This is a genomic window from Parabacteroides sp. 20_3, assembly GCF_964238835.1.
In the GTDB taxonomy this organism is placed as follows: Bacteria; Bacteroidota; Bacteroidia; order Bacteroidales; family Tannerellaceae; genus Parabacteroides; species Parabacteroides distasonis.
Genome location: NZ_CAXSNO010000009.1, coordinates 106,533 through 126,809, shown reverse-complemented (window position 1 = coordinate 126,809; position 20,277 = coordinate 106,533). Strand labels below are relative to the sequence as shown.

The window sequence follows — 20,277 nt, the reverse complement described above, 5'->3', positions numbered from 1 at the left end:
ATTCATTTGATTTAATTATACGATTCAGTCGGTGGGAGACGGGGCATTATATGTTATCCGTCATACCGCAGCGCCTCGGCCGGCTCCATCTCGGCGGCCTTGCTGGCGGGGAGCCAGACGGCGAGCAGGATGACGACAGCCAGCAGTATCCATGTCAGGATATTCACCAGCAAGAAACGGAGCGGCAGGATCGCCGGCCAGTAATGCTCCGGCAAGGTCCCTTTGGGGATGTCCAAGAAGCCGACCATCACGAATTGAGCCTCTATCAACAAGGCGAGCGGGGTAGCCATGAGTAACAGGCATATGCCCTCACGAGCCATCTGGCTACGTATCTCTTCGCGGGGCGAACCGATCGCCATGCGCAACCCGATCTCTCCTCGGCGCATCCGCACCCGGTACCAGAACGTACCCATCACGCAAAGCAGGATATTCAGTCCCAAGAAGGCCATCAACGCCATACGGACCCGGTAATCGTAGGTAACGCCAAAGGAATAATCGGTATCGGCCTTGATCCGGTCATAGGAAGTCAGGCGTTTCAGGTAGAAGTTCCCCACCCGAAGCTCACGGTTCATCTTCTCCCGGAACGTATCGGCGAAACGAGGACCAGCCACGGCAGGATCGATCCGTATGAAATAATTCATCTCGGGGATCTCCTCCACCGAGGGACGGATCGCGAAGAATGCGGCACCTTGGGGTAGGCTATTGTCAAAACGCTTGATATCCTCTAATACGCCCTTTACGATATAAGTCGGGCCCTCCTCGTCGAAAGGGTCTTTCACCTCACGCCCAACGGCGGATGCCTCTCCAAATACCTTTCGCTCCACCATCCGGGTGGTTACTATAGCGCGGGGGTCTCCCCAATCAAAATCGGATGTAGATACCGGACGGCCGTCTTTGGCGTACGAATGGTTGAAGACCGACAGGAAATCCGTGGTAGGATCCATCTCATACCTCATGACCGCTTCCCGCTTGCTCGTATCGGCCGCGTTCGCCAAACCGATACCGTAATAACAGCCCGTATAAGGCATGGAGTAACAGCCCGAGGCCGCGCCCATCGCCTTCACCCCCGGATAATCGCGCAGGCGGTCTTTTATCCGCTCATAATTTTCCAGCATGGCGATCGAGTCACTCTCGGCGGCTCGATAGTCGGGGGAGGTTTCCGGCAAGAGGCCCATTTCTACCTGCCAGACATTCGCATAGTCACGTCCGGAGGGGAGACTACGGTTATAGATCTCCACGAAGAAGTAATCCACCATGTACCACGCCAGACAAAAGGCGAGCAGCAACTCCACGCACACCCACACGTTGCTACGCCAGCGGTTCATCAATTGTATCCAAGTCATTTTCCACATATCTTTCTTCCCTCCATTTAAGCGTTCAACGAATCAACGATAGGTCGCCTTGACGCACGCCAAGCGGGCCACAACGCCGACATCAGGTTTAACAGGAAACATACGCACAAAGCGATCAAGAAGACCCACGGGTTTAACAGCATCCCCATGGAAAGCGATACGTCCACGCCATCCGGGGCGGCCTCCGAAAACCCCTTGCCGATCTTGAAGACCCACGAACTGGCGAACGTCACCAGCAGGAAGGAGAACAGCAGTCCCACCAAGCCGCCCAGCAGCGTATACAGGAAGTTCTCTATCAAGACCTGTCCGATCAACGATCCCTTGGGCGCCCCGAAAGCACGCCGCACGCCCAGCTCGCCCAGACGCCGTTCCATGCGGGAATCGGCCATGCCCGAGAGGCTGACGGCGGGGACGAGCAGCAGGAGCAGGAAAATCACCCCATAACGGCTCAAGTCTCCCACGATATCCGGCTCCACGTTCGACCAATACCGGAAGATACTCTCCCAATGGCGATCCGGCTGCCCAAGAAGGGAGAACTCACGTTTGCCATCCACGTCCAACGATTGGTTGAAGCGACGCACGTTATCCGCCACCGCCTCCCGCACCTTGCCGATGTCCGCCTTATCCTTCACGAGCATATAGACCCTCAAGGGCCCCAGCCCGGGCATATGCGCCTCCGAGTATCGGACCCGCTCCTCGAAGTCGGGCGCTTGGGTATACGGATACCAGACCTGCGAGAAAACCCGATCCATCAGGAAAGATACATCGTCCACCACGCCCACCACACGAAATGAGGTAAAGTCGAGGCTCAAGGTCTGCCCCACGGCACTACCTTCTCCATAAAGCCGCTTGGCCAGTGAGCGGGCGATTACCGCCACGGGCATCCCCGACCGGAAATCGGCCTCGGTGAAAGGCTTACCCTCCAAGAAACGGAAGGAGAATACTTTCCAGAACCCATCGTTCACCCCCATCTTCATGACCGGTACCTGCACGGGACTGCCCACCGGCTGCACGAAAGCGGAAGTGGCATCATCATAACGTAACGCCAACGCCTCCAAACCGGGTACGCCCGCAAGGCACTCTTCCACGAAGCGGGGCGATACCGGGCTACTGCTCGTTCCCCCTTTCTCATTCTTCAGCGTGGCGCTCTTCACGGTCAGCAACCGGTCCCGGTCCATCTCCGGATAAATAGAGGCCATTTTCACGTAAAACACGATGGACAACACCATCACCAGCGAGATCGCCAATCCCGTCCCCACGATATAGACCGAGCTGAACAGCCGTTCTTGCCGGATCAGGGCCCATGCTTGTTTTAAGTAGATCTTGTACATATTCATTCGATTTAAATATTCTATCAGTCGGTGGGAGACGGGGCACGCCCCGTCTCTACAACCGGGTGTTACCTGTTTTCTATTATCCGTCATACCGTAATGCGTCAGCCGGTTCCTGCCGGGCCGCCTTACGGGCCGGGTACCAGATAGCCAAGAAGACGACGAACGCCAAGACACCCCCTGTCAGCAGGCTAATGGCCGTGAAGCGGATCACGCCGCAGGGCACGATATCGGCCACCGCCAGATTCAGGCAGATCAGCAAGCCCGGCACGGAAGCGATCGCCAGCAGCAACAAGCCCTCGCCGATCATCAGCCCCTCTATACCCTTGCGGGTGGAGCCCATCGCCATACGTAGCCCCAACTCCGAACGGCGACGGCTCACGTGAAACCAGAACGTACCGATCACCGCCAGAAACACGTTCACCAAGAAGAACAATCCCATGGCCGATACCAGCCGATGGGCGCTTGTCCGCTCCGAGTTCTCGAGATAAAAGGCCCGTATCCCTTCGTAGTCTCTCACTTCCGATACCCAGTAATTACCCACCATCAAGGATCTACTCATTTCCTTCCGGAACTTGGCGGCGTAGTTGGAGGTAGAGACCTCCGGACGGGTGCGGAACGTGATCTGCACTCGCATGAGTCCCTTCTCGTCCAACTGGCCCTTGCCGAACATCCCCCGCAAGTCCAGTGGAGAGAAGACACTATGCTGATTCCGGGAATCGTACTCGGAGTTTCGTACCGGCTCCGTAACCGCTATCACGTGACAGGGCAGGGTATCGTTGTAATTATAGATCTCGGCCCCGATCACGTCGGTATGGCCGTATAGCTTGCTCGCCAGATCGGCGGAGAGGATCATCTCCCGCCCCTCCCGAAGCCCCGACAGGGTCTGCCCCAGTCTCTCCGGGCTTTCTCCCGTAGCGGAGCGGATGCCGAACACCCGGAAATACCCCGGCGAGACGGTCATTGCCCGCACCCGCTGGTTGATCGAGTCTTTCAAGACTCTGCTGCCGATGTTCGAGTCGGTATAAGGCAGCGAATAGTACGAGAGCCCTACCACCTCCACGTCGGGATGCCGCTCGATACGCTCCACGATACGCTCGATATTCCGCACCGGCTCCTCGCTTCCCTCCTCGTAGGCGATGAACGAGGGACTGTCGGACGGCCGTATGGCGAGCGTCACGTTGTACACGTGATCCAGCTTGAAGCCCACCGGCATCCGCGTCAGCATCCCTTGCGCCACGAAGTAGTACATCATGAACCACAGGATCACGAATACGACCAGCAGTTCCACCAGTATCCAGCAGCTTCCTCCCAAACGGGACCTTATCAACTTTAATAGATGTGTTACCATAGCCGTATCCTATTTATCGTTCAACGCGTCCGTTATACTCACCCGCACGGTACGCCAAGCGGGTATCATCGAAGAGAGCAGGTTCAGCGCCACGCAGACAGCGAACGCGTAGGCGAACACCTCCATATTCAGCAGCATCCCCGGCGAGAGGAAGATATCGTTACCCGCCCCGGAGCCCATGCTATGCAAACCGGGGGAAAGAAGGATGCCCCGGAATACGGACACCAGCACGTACGAGAACAGCAATCCCGCCATGCCCCCGGGCAACATCAGCAGCATGTTCTCCCAGAAGACCTGCCCCATCAACGTCTTCCGCGACGCCCCGAAGGCCTTGCGTACGCCTAGCTCAGACACCCGGTCTTGCATCCTCGAGGCGTTCAGGCCCGAGAGGTTCAGCGCCGGGACTAGCAGGAAGAGGAAGAGGGCGACGCCCAAGACGATATACGTCTCCGGCCCGAACAACCGCGACAATAACCGGTCGCCGAACGAGCAGGGCGGCTCCACTCTCACTTGTCCCTCCCGCAAGCCGCTGTTGTAGCGTCTTACTCCCTTCTCCAACTCGGCGGAGAGGGCCGGAAGGTCCGAGGCGTCACGCAGCAGGCAGTTGGCGAGCAGCAGTCCCACCGAGCCTTCCCGCTCCTCCAAGGCGGTATCCATGATACTTGCCATCGAGGTGTAGGGTACCCACGCCTCGGCGCAAACGTCGGAAGCGACGGCGGATATATCCTCCACCACGCCGCTAATCGTATATTCTATATCGTTGATCAAGACGGTCTGACCGGCTACCTCAGTACGCCCGAGCAGGCGGCGTGCCAAGGAACGGTCGAGCACCACGCGGGGCATCCCGGAAAGGAACTCGGCACTGGCGAACGGCTTCCCGTCCAAGAAGCTGAAACGGTAGACTTGCCAGAACGCGTCGTCGCATCCCATCAATTGTACTTTCGGCGACTCGTCGCTACCCGGCGCTTGGATGAAGATGTCCCCCACCTCATAAGGCATGATGGCGGCGTTGGTGGTGACCGCCACTTTCTCGGGTGTCTCGAGGCCGTAGAGGACCTCCTTCACGAACCGGGGCCCGCAACCGCTGTTCAACGAGCCTTTGCCCCCGTTGAACTCATACGATACGTTCAATACGTAGCCCATCCGGTCCCTGCTCACCTCCGGGGCGATATTCGCCGTCCGGATATGGTAGACCACCGCTATGGCCATCACCATCGAGATCGCCAAGCCCGTACCGATGATATAAACGGCGGTGAAGAAGCGATTCTGCCCCATCAAGGCCCAAGCTTGTTTAAGGTATACCTTGTACATCGTTCATTATTTGTTAGTTCGTTTTATGGGTATCTGCCGCCTGCTTTCCGTAATTATTATACGCTTGGCATGTATTTCCAAATACTATTCATGTTATCTTTCTTATCTTTGCCACTCAATCATTCATTAAACCACGAGATCATGGATGAAGAAATACCTAAGTCGGAGCTGCCCAAGCCGTTTCGCAAGCTGAGCATCCGCGTCAACAAGAGCCACCTGCCCGGTAACGCAAGCTACAAGGGAAGCGTCGTATGGCAACGTACGCTCAGCATCGATGACATCGCCACCCGTGTCGTAGACAAACGGAGCGAGTTCCGCAAGGAGATGCTCGTCAACAGCGGGCAGCGGCTCTGCTTCATCCCCGGCTTCGCTTTCGGGGCAGGCGAGTGGGAAGCCATCGTCTGCACCCAGTTCACCCCTACTTATCACCTTTATAAAGAGCCCCGGTATGGTACGCTTACCTTCACCGTGATGTGAGGTATCGAGACACCGCGGGTGATACCTTGCCTCATACGTTTGAGGTATCGTACCTCATAGCTATGAGGCAAGGTGCCACCAGCAGTGCCTCACACATGGAGATCCCCCGTATACGGCTCCCTTACTGCACCTGCCTTCCGTCGAAGAAGCGCACGGTGCGGCTGGTTTGCTTGGCCTGCGCCTCGTTGTGGGTTACCATTACGATGGTGCGGCCGTCCTCCTTGTTGAGTTGGTGAAGCAGGTCCATGACCTCGATACCCATCTTGGAGTCCAAGTTACCGGTCGGCTCATCGGCGAGGATGATGTCGGGGTTACCTACGATCGCGCGGGCGATGGCCACGCGCTGGCACTGGCCGCCGGAGAGCTGCGTCGGGAAATGGCGCATACGGTGGCTGAGGCCGACCTTCTCCAGCACGGCCTCGGCCAGCTTGCGGCGCTCCGAGGAAGAGACCTTGCGATAGAGCAAGGGAAGCTCCACGTTGTCCAGCACGTTCAGGGAATTGATCAAGTGGAAGCTCTGGAAGACGAAACCTAGTTGCTTGTTACGGAAAGCGGCCAACTCCTTGTCGCTCATGCCTACCGTGTTCACACCGTTGATCTCGACCGTGCCGGAGGTAGGCAAGTCCAGCAGGCCCATGATATTCAACAAGGTGGATTTCCCGCATCCGGAGGGTCCCATAATGCTGAGAAACTCGCCTTGCTGTACCTCTAGGTTCACGTTTTCCAACGCGACTGTCTCTATCTCTTTCGTACGGTAAATCTTCTGTAAATTCGTTAGTTTGATCATGACTGTAATATTTTAATTGTTATTGTTTGACTCTTGTTATTGTTAAACTCTTGCTATCGCTAGGCTTTGCCACCTAAAAGCAAATTACGTGCCAGAAACGTATCTCATTGATTCCATGACATCTCCATAAAAAAGTACTGTCCGTTATCGAACAGTCGATTCATTTCCGAACAGTCGGTTCGTTTCCGGACACGGATGCCCGTGCCATCCGTGCCGTCCGTGTCCGATCATTCCTGCCGCAAGGCGTCCGCCGGATGCATCCGCATGGCCCGGTAAGACGGGAAACTGATTCCTACGACAATCATCGCAGCCATCACCGCATACGAGAACACGAAGCCGAACAACAGGCGTGAGGCCATGTCGGGCGGTATCTCCGAGCTTTGCGTCACCTCCATATACAGCAGGTTGGCGAAGATAGCGGCGGAGGGGATGAAAGCGATGGTGAGTAGCGCCAAGCCCTCCTTCACCAATTGCCAGAATATGCCCTTGCGGGTGGCTCCCATCGCCATGCGGAGGCCGATCTCGGCGCTCCTTTGTTGCGTGCGGTACCAGAAGGTTCCCACCACGCCGAGCAGGACATTCAGCAGGAAGAAGGCGATGCCCGCCACGTAAAGGCGGACTTGATCCAACCAACGCTCAAGGAACTGGTCCCGGTAATGGGACATCGGGAAAACATCCTTCAAATAGATATTACCCACGCGCAATTGCTGCTCCATCTCCTTCCGGAAATCGACGGCGAAAGCGGCGCCGTCCGCACCGGGCTTCACCCGGATGAAGGTGTTCAAGCCCTCTCCGACCCAATCGCCCTCCTCGGCCACCTTGTTCTCGTCCACCAGCTTATAGTAAGCGTAATCATAGCCGGTGAACTCGCAGTAACGTTGTTTCTCGCAGACACCACCGATACGGTAGGCCACGCTATCACGAGAGCCTTGGTCGGTGATATAGATCTCTTGGCGCACGGCCGCCGCAGGATCGCCGAAGAAGCTGTCGGCGACCGTACCCGTCACCACCACTTGGTTGTCACGCAGGGCGTCCACCAACTCCGAGGGGGACCCGCCTTGTGCCGTCTTTACGTCGAACACCTCGAAATAGGTGGGCGATACGTAACGCACGAAGCCATTACGGATCAACGAGTCCTTCCGGAACGTGGCGTATTGGTTCGATCCCCGGTAATGGAAATGCACGCCGGTGGTGAAACAGATTGATTCCACGGAGGGGTTCCGGCGGATGCGATCCATCAAGGTCAGATAATCCCCGCCTCCCCGCTCGCTATGCACGGAGGTCGTGTCATAGTCGGGGCTTTCCTCCGGAATCACGCCGAAGCTCACGTGATACGTATGTTCGATATTGAAACCTAATGATTGCGAGTAGAGCTTATACATCACGAACAAGGCGTCCGCCGCGTACCAAAGGAAGATAGAGACCACGAGCATTTCTAACCAGATAAACAAGTTCCCCTTGCGCTCGTTCCAGAGTTGTTTTAGAATCATCTTATACATAGCGTCAACCATTTATAGAGTCCGTAATATTCAATCTTGACATTCGCCAAGCCGGGAGGCCGGCGGAAAACAGGTTCAGCACGAGGCAGAACAGGAAGGCGGCGATAAAGACCGCCCCGTTAAACATCCCGGTGGAAAGCCCCGTCTTCCCCAGCGAGGTGGCCAACAACCAGTCCCTCAGCAACAACATGGCGCCGTACGACATCGCCAATCCCAGCAGTCCGCCGAGCAGGGTCAAGACCATGTTCTCGGACAGCACTTGCCAGAGGATGGTGCCTTGCGTGGCCCCGAAAGCCCGACGTACGCCAAGCTCGGCCATCCGGCGGCGCATCCTCGACAGGGTGATGCCCGATAGGTTCAAGGCCGGAACCAGCAGGAGGATGAAAAGGATGATGCCGTAACGGACGTAGAGGTAGAAGAGGTTCGCCCCGAACTCGCTACCGCCGCCGATCCATTCCTCGATCTGGGTGGAGGGCTGGTGAAGGATATCGGCCTTGACATCCCGGGTCTTGGCGTTGAACTCCTCGACCTTCCGCAACGCCTCGGTCCTCAACTCCTCCCTCGTGACACCCGGTTTCAGCAGGACGCAACAGCTATACGAGCCGTTGATGCCCTCTTGGTATCCCCCGTCGTCCTGCACCGTGTAAGGGATCCAGACCTCCGCCCACGCTTTCGAAGCGAACCGGGATACGTCCTTCACGACCCCGCAGATATTGTAGACGATGAAATCGAGCTTCATCTCCCGCCCTACGACTTGGTCCGTGCCGAAAAGGGCCAAGGCCACGCTCTCGCTGATCACGGCGTCGCGGATACCGCTCGTGAAAGCCGCCGGGCTGAAGGGGCCTCCTTGCAGGAAATCGAACTGGAAGATCTTCCAGAAGGCGGTATCCGTATAAGAGATGTAACTCGTCCGGTTCTTAAGCCCGTCCATGGACGAGGCGGTCAACGGCCTGTAGCGATCCATGTTGATGGCGGTAACGGCCTCCGCCCCTTCCAGCGGATAGCAGCATTCCTTCACCAAGGGCAGTCCCAACGACGAGTAGGAGATGCGCCGGTTATCATCCTTGCCATTGCTCATGACGGTCATTATGTAGCAGGTGCGGCCACGGTTTACCTCCGGCTTGAAACTCGCCGTATTCACGACATACAGGATGACGATCACCATGATCATGCAAATGGCCAAGGCGGTACCGAGTATCGAGATCACGCTCAACAGCTTGTTCTCCCCGATCATCCTCAACGCTTGTTTAATGTATTGCTTTATCATAAACCTTTGTATTATAAATTATCTATTACCCGACTAAAACAGTGATTGTTTGTTATCGTCCGACTTTGTGCCCCTACGGAGGCAAATAACGTGCCAAAAACGTAACCGCCTGATTCCTAACATCACCCCGTAAAAAAAGCTGTCCGATAACGAACACTTGATTCGTTATCGGACAGCGATTATGGACAGTTTCAGATTTTATAATTCCCAACGTAAGGATCTCAGCAGTTCATCGATCTCGGCTGCCGAAATGGAGTCACGGTCGGCCTTATCGTAGATCGTGAGGAGAATAACCGTACCCTCATTATCTGCGCAGACAATGGCCTCCGTGCAAGTAATCACTCTCGCCCCATGGCTCTTTCCTTTTCCTTTGGAGGCGATGGCCATGCGTACCTTGCGAACGCCTTTGCCTAAGCTCGTCCCTTGATCGGGGTTCTCGCTCAAAGACTTACCCAAAGCCGATAAATCAGCCTTCAATGAGCTATACTTCTTACAGAGACGTTTGAACTCTTTATCGAAGTCTTGATGGGTTTTTATCCTATACCTCATTGAGCAACTCACTTAAGTCTCTAAACTTATGCCCCACATCCTTGCCCTCACGCAAATCCTTCACGTCTTGCAGGGCATTCCTTAGCCCCGCCAAGATCTCCTCCTTGGTAGGCTCTGCGTAATCGTCTGCCGGCTTCTCTACCGGGGTTGCCTTACCAAAGGCAGCCATCTTCATATGGCGGACGCTGTCGAGGGCCTTTTTGATCAACTGTTCATCCTCCAAAGACATCACCTCTTGCAGTAACGACATTTTTAATTCTATAGCTGTCATAAGCTTGCTCCTTTCTCATTAATAAATTGACAGACGCAAAGATAGACAATTTATTCGTAATGCAACGCCTCCGCCGGAGCCATCTTTACCGCCTTGCGGACAGGGAACCAGATTCCCATGCAGATCATGCCGGCCATCAGGAGGTAGGAGACGCTGAGGGTTACTAGAAAGCGGAGGATGGAGAGGGGCTCGCGGTAGGAATCCAGCTTATCCAAAAAGGCCATATTGAAGACGAAGACCAGTAGGATCGGCACAGTGATCGCCAAGAGGCCCAGACCTTCCAGATACATGTACTCGCCCAGCCTGCCCCGGCTGGAACCGATCGCCATGCGGAGACCGATCTCGCTACGCCGCCGCTCGGTACGCAACCAGAACGTACCTACGATACCGAAGAATACGTTCACGAGCAGGAAGGCCATCATGGAGAGTTTCTTGCTGTTCTCGTTCTTGGTAAACCGGAGTTGGTCATCACGCTGGTCGGCAAGGAGGGTGACACCGTGGACGAAGGTGTTATTTACCGTCATCCGATCCGCTGTTTTCTCCAAGAAAACGTACATCTCATCCTCGGTCATCGGGCGTTTCGTACGTACCGATAGTTCAGCGCTCCTTACGCCGAAATTCTTCACGAACTCCTGCAATGACTCACCTTTCAATATCGTGAAAGCGCAGTTCTCCGGACGGTCGAAGTCATTGCTACGGAAGGTAGGAAGGACAGCGGCGATCGTGAAAGGCTCGGAAAGGTCGTCATTCTCCGAGATCTGCCGGCCTATGGCGGACTGCCCCCCGAAGAAGAAATCCTCCGCCTCCGCCGTCACGACGAGCGGGCGGTAAGCGTTCTCCACCAGCGGGGTGATGGCACGGCCCTCCTTATCCTTCATACGGAATACATCGAAATAAGAAGGAGATACTTTCAGCTTGTGGTAGTTCTGTCCTACCGCCTTCGAGGTATCAGCGCCCAAGGGAAGGAGCGTACCCCACGAACTTCCGTTTGAATAAGGCATGGACCAATACGTAACACATACTTCCTCGACCTCCTGCTCTTGGCGGATACGTTCCATAAGCTTCAACAAATCCTGTGTCGCATTCGAGTCGTAAAGTGAGTCGGGCACATAACCCGGGGCGTTCGACGAGAGTGTGGAAAGCTTGAAACGCCACGTATTCGAGATATCATATCCCATCGGGGCGTTATAGCAGCGCACATCCACCCATAACTTATCCATCATAAACCAAAGGGCGCACATCACGATAACCAACTCGCCCAGTATCCAGCCGTTGCTCTTGCGCTGGGCCCATATTATTTTAAATATATGCTTAATCATAATTTGATAGTTGATAGTTGACAATTGACAACTCATTGTTCATTATTCATTGGATTCACTCATTCCCCTTTAACGCTTCTACGATCGGTTGCCGTGTCGTACGCCATGCCGGTATCCCGGCGCTTAATATATTCAGCAAGAACGTAAAGATAAGGGCGGAGATAAATAAGCCCGGTTTAATAAGCATAGGCGCCGTAAGGCTCACGTTCTCGCTCAACATGAAAGGCTTCCCTACCACCAGCAACACCATCGAGAGACCGATACCGATCACGCCACCGATCAAGGTCAGCACAAAGTTCTCCGATAATATCTGCATCAAAAGATTCTGCCCCGTAGCCCCGAAAGCCTTACGTAAACCGATCTCTTCTTTCCGCTTCTGCACGGACGATTGGATCACGCCCGTTAAGTTCAGCGCCGGGACCAAGAGCAAAAAGAATAGGAAAGCGCCCGATCCGGCCAAGAAGGTAGGCCAGTCCACCTTTTGAAAAGCGCCGCTTCCCATGGCCGTATCCAACTGGGAAAGTAGCCCGGAAGGGAAACCTACGTTATAATCGGTCTTGCTGTCATTGTAGCGACGGACCTGTTGGTCTAGCTCCGAGCGTATGGCATCGAAGTCGGAAGAGGAACGAGCCAATAAGGCCACGCTGAAATAACCGGCCATATTCTCCCCATACTCCCCATTTACACGGGTCAGGGCCTCATTGCTGCTATAGGGTATCCATACCTGAGCGTAGGAGCTCATCAATGAAGAAGGTATGTCACGCACCACACCGCAGACGGTGAAAGTGATAAAATCCATCACGACCTGCCGCCCGACGGCCTGTCCCGTTCCGAACAAATCGGTCGCCACTTGTTCCGACAGCACCATCTTCGGTATACCGGATTGAAAATCAGCCTCGCTAAAGGGGCCCCCTTCCACGAAAGGATGGTCGAATATTTTCCAATGGCCCGCGTCCGTATAACAAATCTCATACTCCTTGAAGAGCCGTCTATTGGGCAATGACAAGGAATGGCTATCACTACAATAGCCGGATACGGCCTCTGGTTTCCGCAAGGTATAGAAACATTCCTTCACGACCTCGCTGGACATGCCTCCACGGTTATACTCCGGGCCATTGGGATTTTTCGTACCGACTTCCGTACCCCAGACATACATAAATCTAGACCGATTGGACTCAGGGGCATATCCCGTGGATTTAATCTGGAACACCAATACCATCACCAACACCATGGCGATCGCAAGGGCCGTTCCCGAAATAGAGATTACGCTTACGAGCGTATTTTCACGCAGCATTTGAACCGCTTGTTTGATGTACTGCTTATACATAAATCTAATCGTTTGTTATTATTCTACATATTATTCGTAATGCAACGCCTCCGCCGGGACCATTCGGGTAACCTTGCGCACAGGCAACCAGATACCGAGGCAGATCATGCCGCTCATCATTAAATAAGTTATACCGAAAGAGATAGCGAAACGCCCCGTCGTAAACGGCAGGCGATAGGTATCTATAGCATCCGTCGCCACCATATTGATAGCGAAGAGGGCGATAAACGGAAGGGTTAACGCCAATAGGCAAAGACCTTCCAGATACAGATACCGCCGTAACGTGCCATCGTAAGCACCCAGCGCCATCCTCAAGCCGATCTCTCCCCGGCGGTTCTGCGCACGGAGCCAGAACGTACCGATAATGCCGAAAAAGACGTTTACCAGCATGAAGGCCATCAAGGAGAACTTATTGCTCATCTCACGCCCCTTGCCATCCAGATGAATATCCCGGAACTCCCTGATATTGCTGATGCCATAGACAAATAGATTGTCCGCCGCCAACCGGTCTCCCATCTCATTCAGAAAACGATTCATGTCGTCCCGTGTATAGTTTCTTTTCATCCGGACGCAAAGCTCCGCATTCCGGGCTCCAAACTGATTGACAGTCTCGTTAAACAATTCCCCCTCAAGGCTCTGAAAAAAACATGGCTCCGGAGATTTATACTCGTCGGTCCGGATAGAGGTTGATACGGAGGCGACCGTAAAGGTATTATCCAATTTACTATGCCTCACCATCCTTCCACGAGCCAGCCGGCCATGATAAAACACGTCTGCCATCTCCTTGGACAAGACCAAGGCGTTATGTATCCCGGCGATCTCGTCCGCTACAGGTTTCCCCTCCGGAGTCTTGATCCGGAAAAGCTTGAAATATTCCGGGGTGACATTCCGGATCTGGAAATTCTCCCCGGATGTTAAGCTCGTGTCACCATCCAGAGGCTCTATCTCCCTCCAAGAATTTCCCATCGAGTAGGGACAGGAGTAATAAGTAGCGCAAACTTCCTCCACCTCGGACCATTGGCGTATTTGCGACATCAAGCGGGTCAGCTTCTCCGGCTCGGATAGCCCGGGAAGCGAATCCGAAGGGTTCCGTTCCTGCTCGCTTAACTTGAAACGCCATACGTTCGTGATATCGAATCCGAGGGGAGAGTAATAGGTTCGCGTGTCCACATAAAACATATCGACCATCAGCCAGAACACACCGGCCACCACCAACAACTCCGCGAATATCCAACTGTTACTTCGGCGCTGGTTCCATATTATACTTAGTATATGCTTGATCATATCATTCCTTTTCAGTAGTTATTTTTCACACGTTCGCATCCTTCAACGATTCCACGATCCGCTCCCTCGCTATCCGGAATGCGGGTAATCCCGAGCTTAGTACATTCAATACCAACGTAAAGAACAGGGCCGCCACAAACAACAAGGGCTGGAAAAGCATGCCAAAAGTTATCACCGTATCTTTTGTCAGCAAGAACGACCGGCCTACATAGAGCAATACGACCGACAAACCTACCCCCAAAACACCTCCTATCAACGTAATGATCAGGTTCTCGCAAACAACCTGCGTAAACAGACGTTCACCGGTAGCCCCAAAAGCCTTGCGAAGCCCCATCTCCGGCCGCCTTTTCTGTACGGCGGATTGTACGATCCCTGTCAGATTCAAGGTCGGTACCAGCAGCAGGAACAGAAGCACCCAGCCAGTTGTCTTCAGGTATTCGCCCCAACCTACCCGGTTATAGCCATACCGACTACCGGAACCTAAGGCCAGTTCCAGATGGGTGAAAGGCTTGGGAATCGTCAAGATGAAATCCGCTTTGCCGGCGTTGTAGCGGGCTACCCCTTGCTGGATCTCCGCATATATGGAATCGATGTCCGAGAGCTTATGCGCCAAGATCTCCGCCCCGAAAGGGCCACACATCCCGTCGCAACCTCCGCTATTGGTGTACAGGGTATTCGCCGTATAAGGCATCCATACATCGGCGAATGCCTCGCTGGCCGCTTTCGACGGGCGCTTTACCACTCCCGCGATCGTGCAAGGCATCACGTTATTTACCAAGATATCACGACCGACCACGTCTTGGGTACCGAACAGGATACCCGCCAACTTATCGGAAATAACCACATGAGGCAGACCGGAATTGAAATCGGCCTCCGTAAAAGGCTTGCCGGAAAGGAACTTGAAGTCAAATACTTTCCAAAAGGCGGGATCGGTATAATAGACAGTATATTCCTCGAACAATCGTTTACCCGGAATGGAGATAACGTGGCTATTCTGTGCCGTCACGGTTACGGCCTCGGGCTTTTTCAGCGTATAGAGGCATTCACGTATCGTCTCGGCGGAAAGGCCCGTATTGTTATTCTCGCTCCCATCCTTCGATTTAGTGTTCACGGAGTAGATATAAAGCATCCGGTCTCGCTTCGATACGGGGCTATAACCTACCAGCTTGATTTGGAATTGCAACACGACAACCAAGATCATGGCCACCGACAGCATCGCACCCAAGATAGAAACCACGCTTGTAAGACGATTCTCTCTCAGCGCATGGATGGCTTGTTTAAAGTATTGCTTGAACATCCTTTATTTCAATTTCAGTTTATTCTTTTCCTTGAAGCTTGTCATATCGGAAACGACTACCTCGTCGCCCGGTTCCAAGCCATTGACTACTTCGACATACTCAAAGTTGCTGTCTCCCAGCTGTACCTTCCGCTTGATCAATTGGTCTCCGTTGACAACAAACAACTCATACTCTCCTTTCCCGACGTAGAACGAGGCGTTGGAAATACGCAGCACATCGTCCTTGATGGCATTCATCACGTATACATCGGTCTTCAAACCGGAGCGCAAGCGGCGATGATTATCCTCCTCCAACTGTACCGTGAAAGAGATTACACCGTTCTTCGATAAGGGGGTAACATCGCTAACCACCCCATCCAGTTTATCGTTGCCGATCTTTACAACGGCTTTGCTACCGGCGGCGATCCGGTCACCATAGGTATCGGCGATCTCCCCCTCTATCTTGAAATGGGACAAGTCGGAGACGATAGCGACACGACTGCCTTGAGAGACTTGGGCACCTACCTCGTTGTTCACGTAGGTCAGGATCGCCTTGCGGGGAGAGCGTATCTGGGCGTCTTCCAAGGTACGCTTCGTCTCGGCTAGGCTCTTTCGGAAGATGTTCAGGTCGAGTTCTTTCACTTTATAATCGGCATCCGTCAAGGATTTCTCGTTCTCATATTTTTGCTCATCCTCTTTCAGTTTCAAGACGCTAACGTTATAGTCCAGTTCCACTTGACGGACCTTATCGGTCGTTCCGGCGCCTAGGCTATCCAGATAACGCTCGTTGCGCAACTCCACTTCCTTTCGGTTCAGTTCCATGCGAGAGACTTTCAATTGCATCTCCATCTCGGAAAGCTTATTGCGGTTTTGGATACGGAGTTGATCCAATTGGAGGCGTTTCATTTGCTCCTCGTCCAATTGTTTCTTATAATCCGTCTCGGCGCTGAGCAAGTCCAGTTTCAAGATCGGAGTACCTACATCCACGGAATCGCCTCCCTTTTTATAAATCTCTACGATACGGGAGTTGATCGGTGAGTTGATGATTTCCTCGAAAGCAGGAACCACCTTGCCTGACGCACTAACGGAAACCTCGATCACTCCTTTATCTACCGTTGAAAAAACCAAGTCCTTCCGTTGCAGGCTGGTTTGCATGAAACCGATCACCCCGCCTATTAAGACAACGGCAATACCAATCCCCGCCCCCAGCTTTATAAACTGTTTACGCTGCTCCTTCTGCCGAACCTCTTTTGATATCTCTCTGTCCATATTTCGTTTGTTTTTATTTTCCACCCTCCAAAGAGCAAACCCCGTGCCAAAAACGTAAGTAACTGATTCTATGAGAATATCCATTTTTAGTACTGTTCGATTTCGGACACTGTGTTCGGTTTCGCTCAAAACTTTTCCGATAGGCCTGTTGTTCTATGCCCAAAACTTATAAACGCAAAATGTATGAACACAAGACTTATCCTATTCACAAGTATAGCCGGTCTGACTCTCTTTTTCTCTGGCTGTAGCAAAAATGATGATGATCATCAAGGTATTATCCCTCTTCCACCGGTAGAGAACGCTTTTCAAGAGAAATATCCCGATGCCAAGAACCCTGTTTTTGAGATCGAAGGTAACTATTATGTGGTAGATTTCAATAATGAAGGTTCCGAGACAACCGCTTGGTTCACGGATCAAGGCGTATGGATGATGGAGAAGATAGACATCTCTTTCGCCCAATTACCGGCAGCGGTATCCACCGCCTTTAAACAAGGCTTTTACTCAAATTGGACCGTGGATGATACGTATGCCATCAATCGCCTGAATATGGGAATCGTTTACAAAATCGAGGCGGAGCAGTCCAATAGCGAAGTAGACCTGTATTATTCACAGTATGGAAACCTGATCAAAGCCGTGGACGATGAGATCAATAATGACGCACCGATCGTTATCCCGAAAGAGGTCAGCAACCTGATGGAGATCACTTTCGCCAACGCCGAGTTGCTGGATATCCAACAGAACAGCCTAGGTTACGAGCTGGATATGATCGATAACCAGATTTATAAAGTGGCGCAATTGAATAAGGATTACAGGTGGCAAAGTACCACATGGGCCATGTCCGAGCAAGAGGTTCCGCAGATCGTGATGCAAGGCTTCGAATCCTCCGCTTACGCTAGCGACAAGGTACAGTCAATATATACGTTATTGAATGCCAATGGCACCTTCTACCTATTCAAGGTTTCACATAACGGGCAGGACGAGACGATTACCTTTGATGTATTCGGGAATATCGTATAAAAAAGCCGCGCGATTCACAGCCGTCTCCGGACTTGAATCGCACGGTTTGCGTTATATGATAATCAAGCTTATTTACTGATCAATTCCAAGGTCGCCCCTTTTACTCCCGGCGCGGAAGCCTCGAAATAGATCGTTCCCGGTTCTTCGGCCGTCTGCACGATAGCGGTAAGTTGCCCGCTAAACAGTTTCATTTCCGGAAGATGGAAGAGTTCCAGACTGGCGCTATTTCCATTTGCCGCCGCACGGTAGGCTCCGGCACCACGAACCTTAAACTGGATCTGTCGGGTATCATCCGGACAAAGGTTCCCGTTCTTGTCTACGACTCTAACATTGATGAAAGAAAGGTCTTTTCCGTCAGCCGTCAATTGGTTACGATCGGCGGATAACTCAATATGATGCGGCTTCCCTGCGGTATGAACCTCCTCCTCGGCCACAGCGTTACCCTCCTTGTCATAAGCGACCACCTTCAAAGTTCCCGGCTCGTATTTGGTATCCATCCACATCAAACGATATCGTTTCTGGCGCTCGAAACTCTTTTGAGCCGCTTCGGTATAACTACTATCGATACCGATGCTTAGATCTTTCGTACGTTTCCCTTGGCTCTTTCCGTTGATAAACAATTCGGCGGAAGGATAATTGGTATAAACGAATACGGGTGTCACCTCGCCCTCACGTCCCGGCCATGTCCAATGCGGCAGGATATGCAATGTCTTGGCGCTTTTGTTCCAATGACTACGGTATAGATAGTAACGATCCTTGGGGATACCCGCCAAATCGATAATACCGAACAAGGAGCTATGGCTTGGCCAATTCGTATAATAAGGAGTAGGCTCGCCCAGATAATCAAATCCTGTCCATACGAATTCCCCGATACAATACGGAAGGTCCTCATGCTGGATAAAATCGTCTTCCGGCAGATTAGACCAGTTGCAATGCTCCACGTCGTACGAGGAACTTTGGTGATCCTCATAGACAGCCATCGCCTTACGCTCCACCGGGAATTTATACACCCCTCGTGAGCTAACCGTGGAGGCAGTCTCGCTTCCCAAGATTATCCCTTGGGGTAATTTCTGGTAATTCACCTGATACCGGAACGGACGATAATTAAATCCCGCCACATCCATTACCGCCGCCATATTATTATTCACGACGGCATCCGGGGCATCCATACCTTGCGTCACCGGACGAGTCGGGTCTTCCCGATGGCAGATATCCTGTAAAAACTTGGAGATCTTACAACCGCTCTCATCCCATTGGTTAGGCACCTCGTTACCGACGCACCACATCACGACGCTCGGGTTATTCCGGTAATGATGTACCAAATTCACGAGGTCTTTCTCCACCCATTCGTCGAAAATCAAATTATAGCCGTTCGCACATTTCGCCTTGTTCCACTCGTCGAAGCTCTCTGCCATCAACATCATACCCATCTCATCGCAAGCCTTTACCAACTCGGGAGCCGGCATATTATGGGAAGTACGGATAGCGTTGCATCCCATGTCCTTCAAGATCCGGATCTGACGACGGATAGCGGCATCATTGACGGCAGCCCCTAACGGGCCTAAGTCATGGTGATTACAAACGCCTTTGAATACCGTCTTCTCACCATTCAAGAAAAAGCCTTTATTCGGAATGATCTCGATCGAACGGATACCGAACGAGGTCGTATAGAGATCTTTCAGTTGATCGCCCTCATATAAACGAGTCTCCGCAGAATACAAGGCAGGCATATCCGGCGACCATAAAGTCGGGGTCTGGATGATAAACTCTTGGGAGAGGCTATTATCATTGTACTTAATCTGTGAGAGAGGCGTAGTCTGCTCCGTCAACTTCTGCCCGTTCGGATTCCATACACTGGTTTTCACGCTATACTTGCTGGCATCGGCCCCTTCCGGCAGTACGATTTTCGTCTGTACATTGACTTTCGCAAATTCCTTCGTGGCGGTCGGGGTCGTAATATAAGTTCCCCAGACCGGGATATAGGCGTTTTCCGTCACGATTACATGTACATTCCTATATAATCCCGCTCCCGGATACCAACGGGAGGATTCCGGCAAGTTCTCAAGGCGAACCGCCAAGGTGTTCTTTTTCCCCGGGATGAGCTGTTTCGTGATATCGAAATAGAAAGAATTATAGCCATACGGCCAATATCCAACCTCTTGCCCGTTCACGTAGACCTTGGCATGGCTCATCGCACCGTCGAACAGGATCGTGGCACGCTTCCCATCCGTAAATTGAGGAACCTCAAACTCGGTCCGGTACCAGCCGACTCCCACGAAAGGCAAACCTCCGGTTCGGCCGGCATGTTCCATGGCCTCCGTTTGTCCGTCTTGGGCGATAGCGACCTCTTGCTTATCATTCTGAGAGCTGAAAGGGCCGTAAATCGCCCAATCATGCGGAACGGTCACGGATTGCCACTTACTATCATTGAAAGTAGGATTGATAAACTCCGGGCGGTCTTCCCGGGTGAACTTCCAATTCTTTTCCAACAGGAACTCACTGCGTACTTGCGAGAAAAGCGCAGGGAAAAGGCAAAACAAACCGATCAAAATAGCGAAACTTGTTCTTTTCATTCGTTTTTTGTGTTTTT

17 protein-coding genes are annotated in these 20,277 nt (G+C 52.8%); 2 read left to right on the top strand and 15 right to left on the bottom strand.

Going from position 1 to position 20,277, the window contains the following annotated elements; translation table 11 throughout:
- Positions 1–53: 53 nt before the first annotated feature.
- From ACESPU_RS17805 to ACESPU_RS17790, 4 genes are all read right to left on the bottom strand, one after another.
- Positions 54–1,352: an ABC transporter permease gene (locus ACESPU_RS17805; protein ID WP_122144336.1), complete on the bottom strand. Its 1,299-nt coding sequence runs from the start codon at positions 1,350–1,352 to the stop codon at positions 54–56.
- A 17-nt stretch (positions 1,353–1,369) separates the two neighbouring features.
- Entirely contained in the window at positions 1,370–2,689 is a 1,320-nt protein-coding gene (locus tag ACESPU_RS17800) for an ABC transporter permease (RefSeq protein ID WP_122144337.1), read from the bottom strand.
- A gap of 76 nt (positions 2,690–2,765) precedes the next feature.
- Positions 2,766–4,034, bottom strand: a complete 1,269-nt coding sequence (locus ACESPU_RS17795) for an ABC transporter permease (protein ID WP_122382513.1) — start codon at positions 4,032–4,034, stop codon at positions 2,766–2,768.
- 9 nt (positions 4,035–4,043) lie between these two features.
- Positions 4,044–5,345 (bottom strand): ABC transporter permease, encoded by a 1,302-nt coding sequence (locus ACESPU_RS17790; RefSeq protein ID WP_122144339.1) that lies wholly within the window; start codon positions 5,343–5,345, stop codon positions 4,044–4,046.
- Between the two features lie 69 nt (positions 5,346–5,414).
- On the opposite strand from ACESPU_RS17790, the gene ACESPU_RS17785 reads away from it, so the two are divergent.
- Positions 5,415–5,822: a DNA-binding domain-containing protein gene (locus ACESPU_RS17785; RefSeq protein ID WP_227154259.1), complete on the top strand. Its 408-nt coding sequence runs from the start codon at positions 5,415–5,417 to the stop codon at positions 5,820–5,822.
- Between the two features lie 121 nt (positions 5,823–5,943).
- Here ACESPU_RS17785 and ACESPU_RS17780 read toward each other — a convergent pair whose 3' ends face one another.
- The 10 genes from ACESPU_RS17780 to ACESPU_RS17735 all read right to left on the bottom strand — a co-directional run bounded on the left by ACESPU_RS17780 (position 5,944) and on the right by ACESPU_RS17735 (position 16,670).
- Complete coding sequence (locus tag ACESPU_RS17780) at positions 5,944–6,609, bottom strand: ABC transporter ATP-binding protein (protein WP_005854666.1); 666 nt, start codon at positions 6,607–6,609, stop codon at positions 5,944–5,946.
- Between the two features lie 227 nt (positions 6,610–6,836).
- Positions 6,837–8,108, bottom strand: coding sequence for an ABC transporter permease (locus ACESPU_RS17775; protein ID WP_158532294.1), 1,272 nt, complete (start codon positions 8,106–8,108; stop codon positions 6,837–6,839).
- A gap of 4 nt (positions 8,109–8,112) precedes the next feature.
- Positions 8,113–9,375 carry an ABC transporter permease gene (locus ACESPU_RS17770; RefSeq protein ID WP_158532293.1) on the bottom strand — a complete coding sequence of 421 codons (1,263 nt, stop codon included), beginning with the start codon at positions 9,373–9,375 and terminating at the stop codon, positions 8,113–8,115.
- 198 nt (positions 9,376–9,573) lie between these two features.
- Complete coding sequence (locus ACESPU_RS17765; RefSeq protein WP_057326923.1) at positions 9,574–9,924, bottom strand: hypothetical protein; 351 nt, start codon at positions 9,922–9,924, stop codon at positions 9,574–9,576.
- Positions 9,914–10,195: a hypothetical protein gene (locus ACESPU_RS17760; RefSeq protein ID WP_146334088.1), complete on the bottom strand. Its 282-nt coding sequence runs from the start codon at positions 10,193–10,195 to the stop codon at positions 9,914–9,916. Before ACESPU_RS17760 ends, ACESPU_RS17765 begins: the two co-directional genes overlap by 11 nt.
- A 50-nt stretch (positions 10,196–10,245) precedes the next feature.
- Positions 10,246–11,514 carry an ABC transporter permease gene (locus tag ACESPU_RS17755; protein WP_122379940.1) on the bottom strand — a complete coding sequence of 423 codons (1,269 nt, stop codon included), beginning with the start codon at positions 11,512–11,514 and terminating at the stop codon, positions 10,246–10,248.
- A gap of 55 nt (positions 11,515–11,569) precedes the next feature.
- On the bottom strand, positions 11,570–12,841 hold the full coding sequence (locus tag ACESPU_RS17750; protein ID WP_158532292.1) for an ABC transporter permease: 1,272 nt from the start codon (positions 12,839–12,841) through the stop codon (positions 11,570–11,572).
- A gap of 30 nt (positions 12,842–12,871) precedes the next feature.
- Positions 12,872–14,125 carry an ABC transporter permease gene (locus tag ACESPU_RS17745; protein ID WP_373133578.1) on the bottom strand — a complete coding sequence of 418 codons (1,254 nt, stop codon included), beginning with the start codon at positions 14,123–14,125 and terminating at the stop codon, positions 12,872–12,874.
- Between the two features lie 25 nt (positions 14,126–14,150).
- On the bottom strand, positions 14,151–15,422 hold the full coding sequence (locus ACESPU_RS17740) for an ABC transporter permease (RefSeq protein WP_057326926.1): 1,272 nt from the start codon (positions 15,420–15,422) through the stop codon (positions 14,151–14,153).
- Positions 15,423–15,425: 3 nt separating this feature from the next.
- Entirely contained in the window at positions 15,426–16,670 is a 1,245-nt protein-coding gene (locus ACESPU_RS17735) for an efflux RND transporter periplasmic adaptor subunit (RefSeq protein WP_005854652.1), read from the bottom strand.
- A gap of 183 nt (positions 16,671–16,853) precedes the next feature.
- Between ACESPU_RS17735 and ACESPU_RS17730 the strand changes: the two genes are divergently transcribed.
- The gene (locus ACESPU_RS17730) at positions 16,854–17,687 is read left to right on the top strand and encodes a PepSY-like domain-containing protein (RefSeq protein WP_121961833.1); all 834 of its coding nucleotides are present in this window, start codon (positions 16,854–16,856) and stop codon (positions 17,685–17,687) included.
- A gap of 68 nt (positions 17,688–17,755) precedes the next feature.
- On the opposite strand, the gene galB is transcribed toward ACESPU_RS17730, so the two are convergent.
- A complete protein-coding gene (gene galB, locus ACESPU_RS17725; protein ID WP_057326928.1) occupies positions 17,756–20,260 on the bottom strand; it encodes a beta-galactosidase GalB in 2,505 nt (834 codons plus the stop codon).
- Between the last annotated feature and the right edge of the window lie 17 nt (positions 20,261–20,277).

Excerpts from the sequence above, each read along its gene's own strand:
- ACESPU_RS17805 (WP_122144336.1), bottom strand. The coding sequence starts at position 1,352 with ATGTGGAAAATGACTTGGATACAATTGATGAACCGCTGGCGTAGCAAC.
- ACESPU_RS17800 (WP_122144337.1), bottom strand. The coding sequence starts at position 2,689 with ATGAATATGTACAAGATCTACTTAAAACAAGCATGGGCCCTGATCCGG.
- ACESPU_RS17795 (WP_122382513.1), bottom strand. The coding sequence starts at position 4,034 with ATGGTAACACATCTATTAAAGTTGATAAGGTCCCGTTTGGGAGGAAGC.
- ACESPU_RS17790 (WP_122144339.1), bottom strand. The coding sequence starts at position 5,345 with ATGTACAAGGTATACCTTAAACAAGCTTGGGCCTTGATGGGGCAGAAT.
- ACESPU_RS17785 (WP_227154259.1), top strand. The coding sequence starts at position 5,415 with ATGTATTTCCAAATACTATTCATGTTATCTTTCTTATCTTTGCCACTC.
- ACESPU_RS17780 (WP_005854666.1), bottom strand. The coding sequence starts at position 6,609 with ATGATCAAACTAACGAATTTACAGAAGATTTACCGTACGAAAGAGATA.
- ACESPU_RS17775 (WP_158532294.1), bottom strand. The coding sequence starts at position 8,108 with ATGTATAAGATGATTCTAAAACAACTCTGGAACGAGCGCAAGGGGAAC.
- ACESPU_RS17770 (WP_158532293.1), bottom strand. The coding sequence starts at position 9,375 with ATGATAAAGCAATACATTAAACAAGCGTTGAGGATGATCGGGGAGAAC.
- ACESPU_RS17765 (WP_057326923.1), bottom strand. The coding sequence starts at position 9,924 with ATGAGGTATAGGATAAAAACCCATCAAGACTTCGATAAAGAGTTCAAA.
- ACESPU_RS17760 (WP_146334088.1), bottom strand. The coding sequence starts at position 10,195 with ATGACAGCTATAGAATTAAAAATGTCGTTACTGCAAGAGGTGATGTCT.
- ACESPU_RS17755 (WP_122379940.1), bottom strand. The coding sequence starts at position 11,514 with ATGATTAAGCATATATTTAAAATAATATGGGCCCAGCGCAAGAGCAAC.
- ACESPU_RS17750 (WP_158532292.1), bottom strand. The coding sequence starts at position 12,841 with ATGTATAAGCAGTACATCAAACAAGCGGTTCAAATGCTGCGTGAAAAT.
- ACESPU_RS17745 (WP_373133578.1), bottom strand. The coding sequence starts at position 14,125 with ATGATCAAGCATATACTAAGTATAATATGGAACCAGCGCCGAAGTAAC.
- ACESPU_RS17740 (WP_057326926.1), bottom strand. The coding sequence starts at position 15,422 with ATGTTCAAGCAATACTTTAAACAAGCCATCCATGCGCTGAGAGAGAAT.
- ACESPU_RS17735 (WP_005854652.1), bottom strand. The coding sequence starts at position 16,670 with ATGGACAGAGAGATATCAAAAGAGGTTCGGCAGAAGGAGCAGCGTAAA.
- ACESPU_RS17730 (WP_121961833.1), top strand. The coding sequence starts at position 16,854 with ATGAACACAAGACTTATCCTATTCACAAGTATAGCCGGTCTGACTCTC.
- galB (WP_057326928.1), bottom strand. The coding sequence starts at position 20,260 with ATGAAAAGAACAAGTTTCGCTATTTTGATCGGTTTGTTTTGCCTTTTC.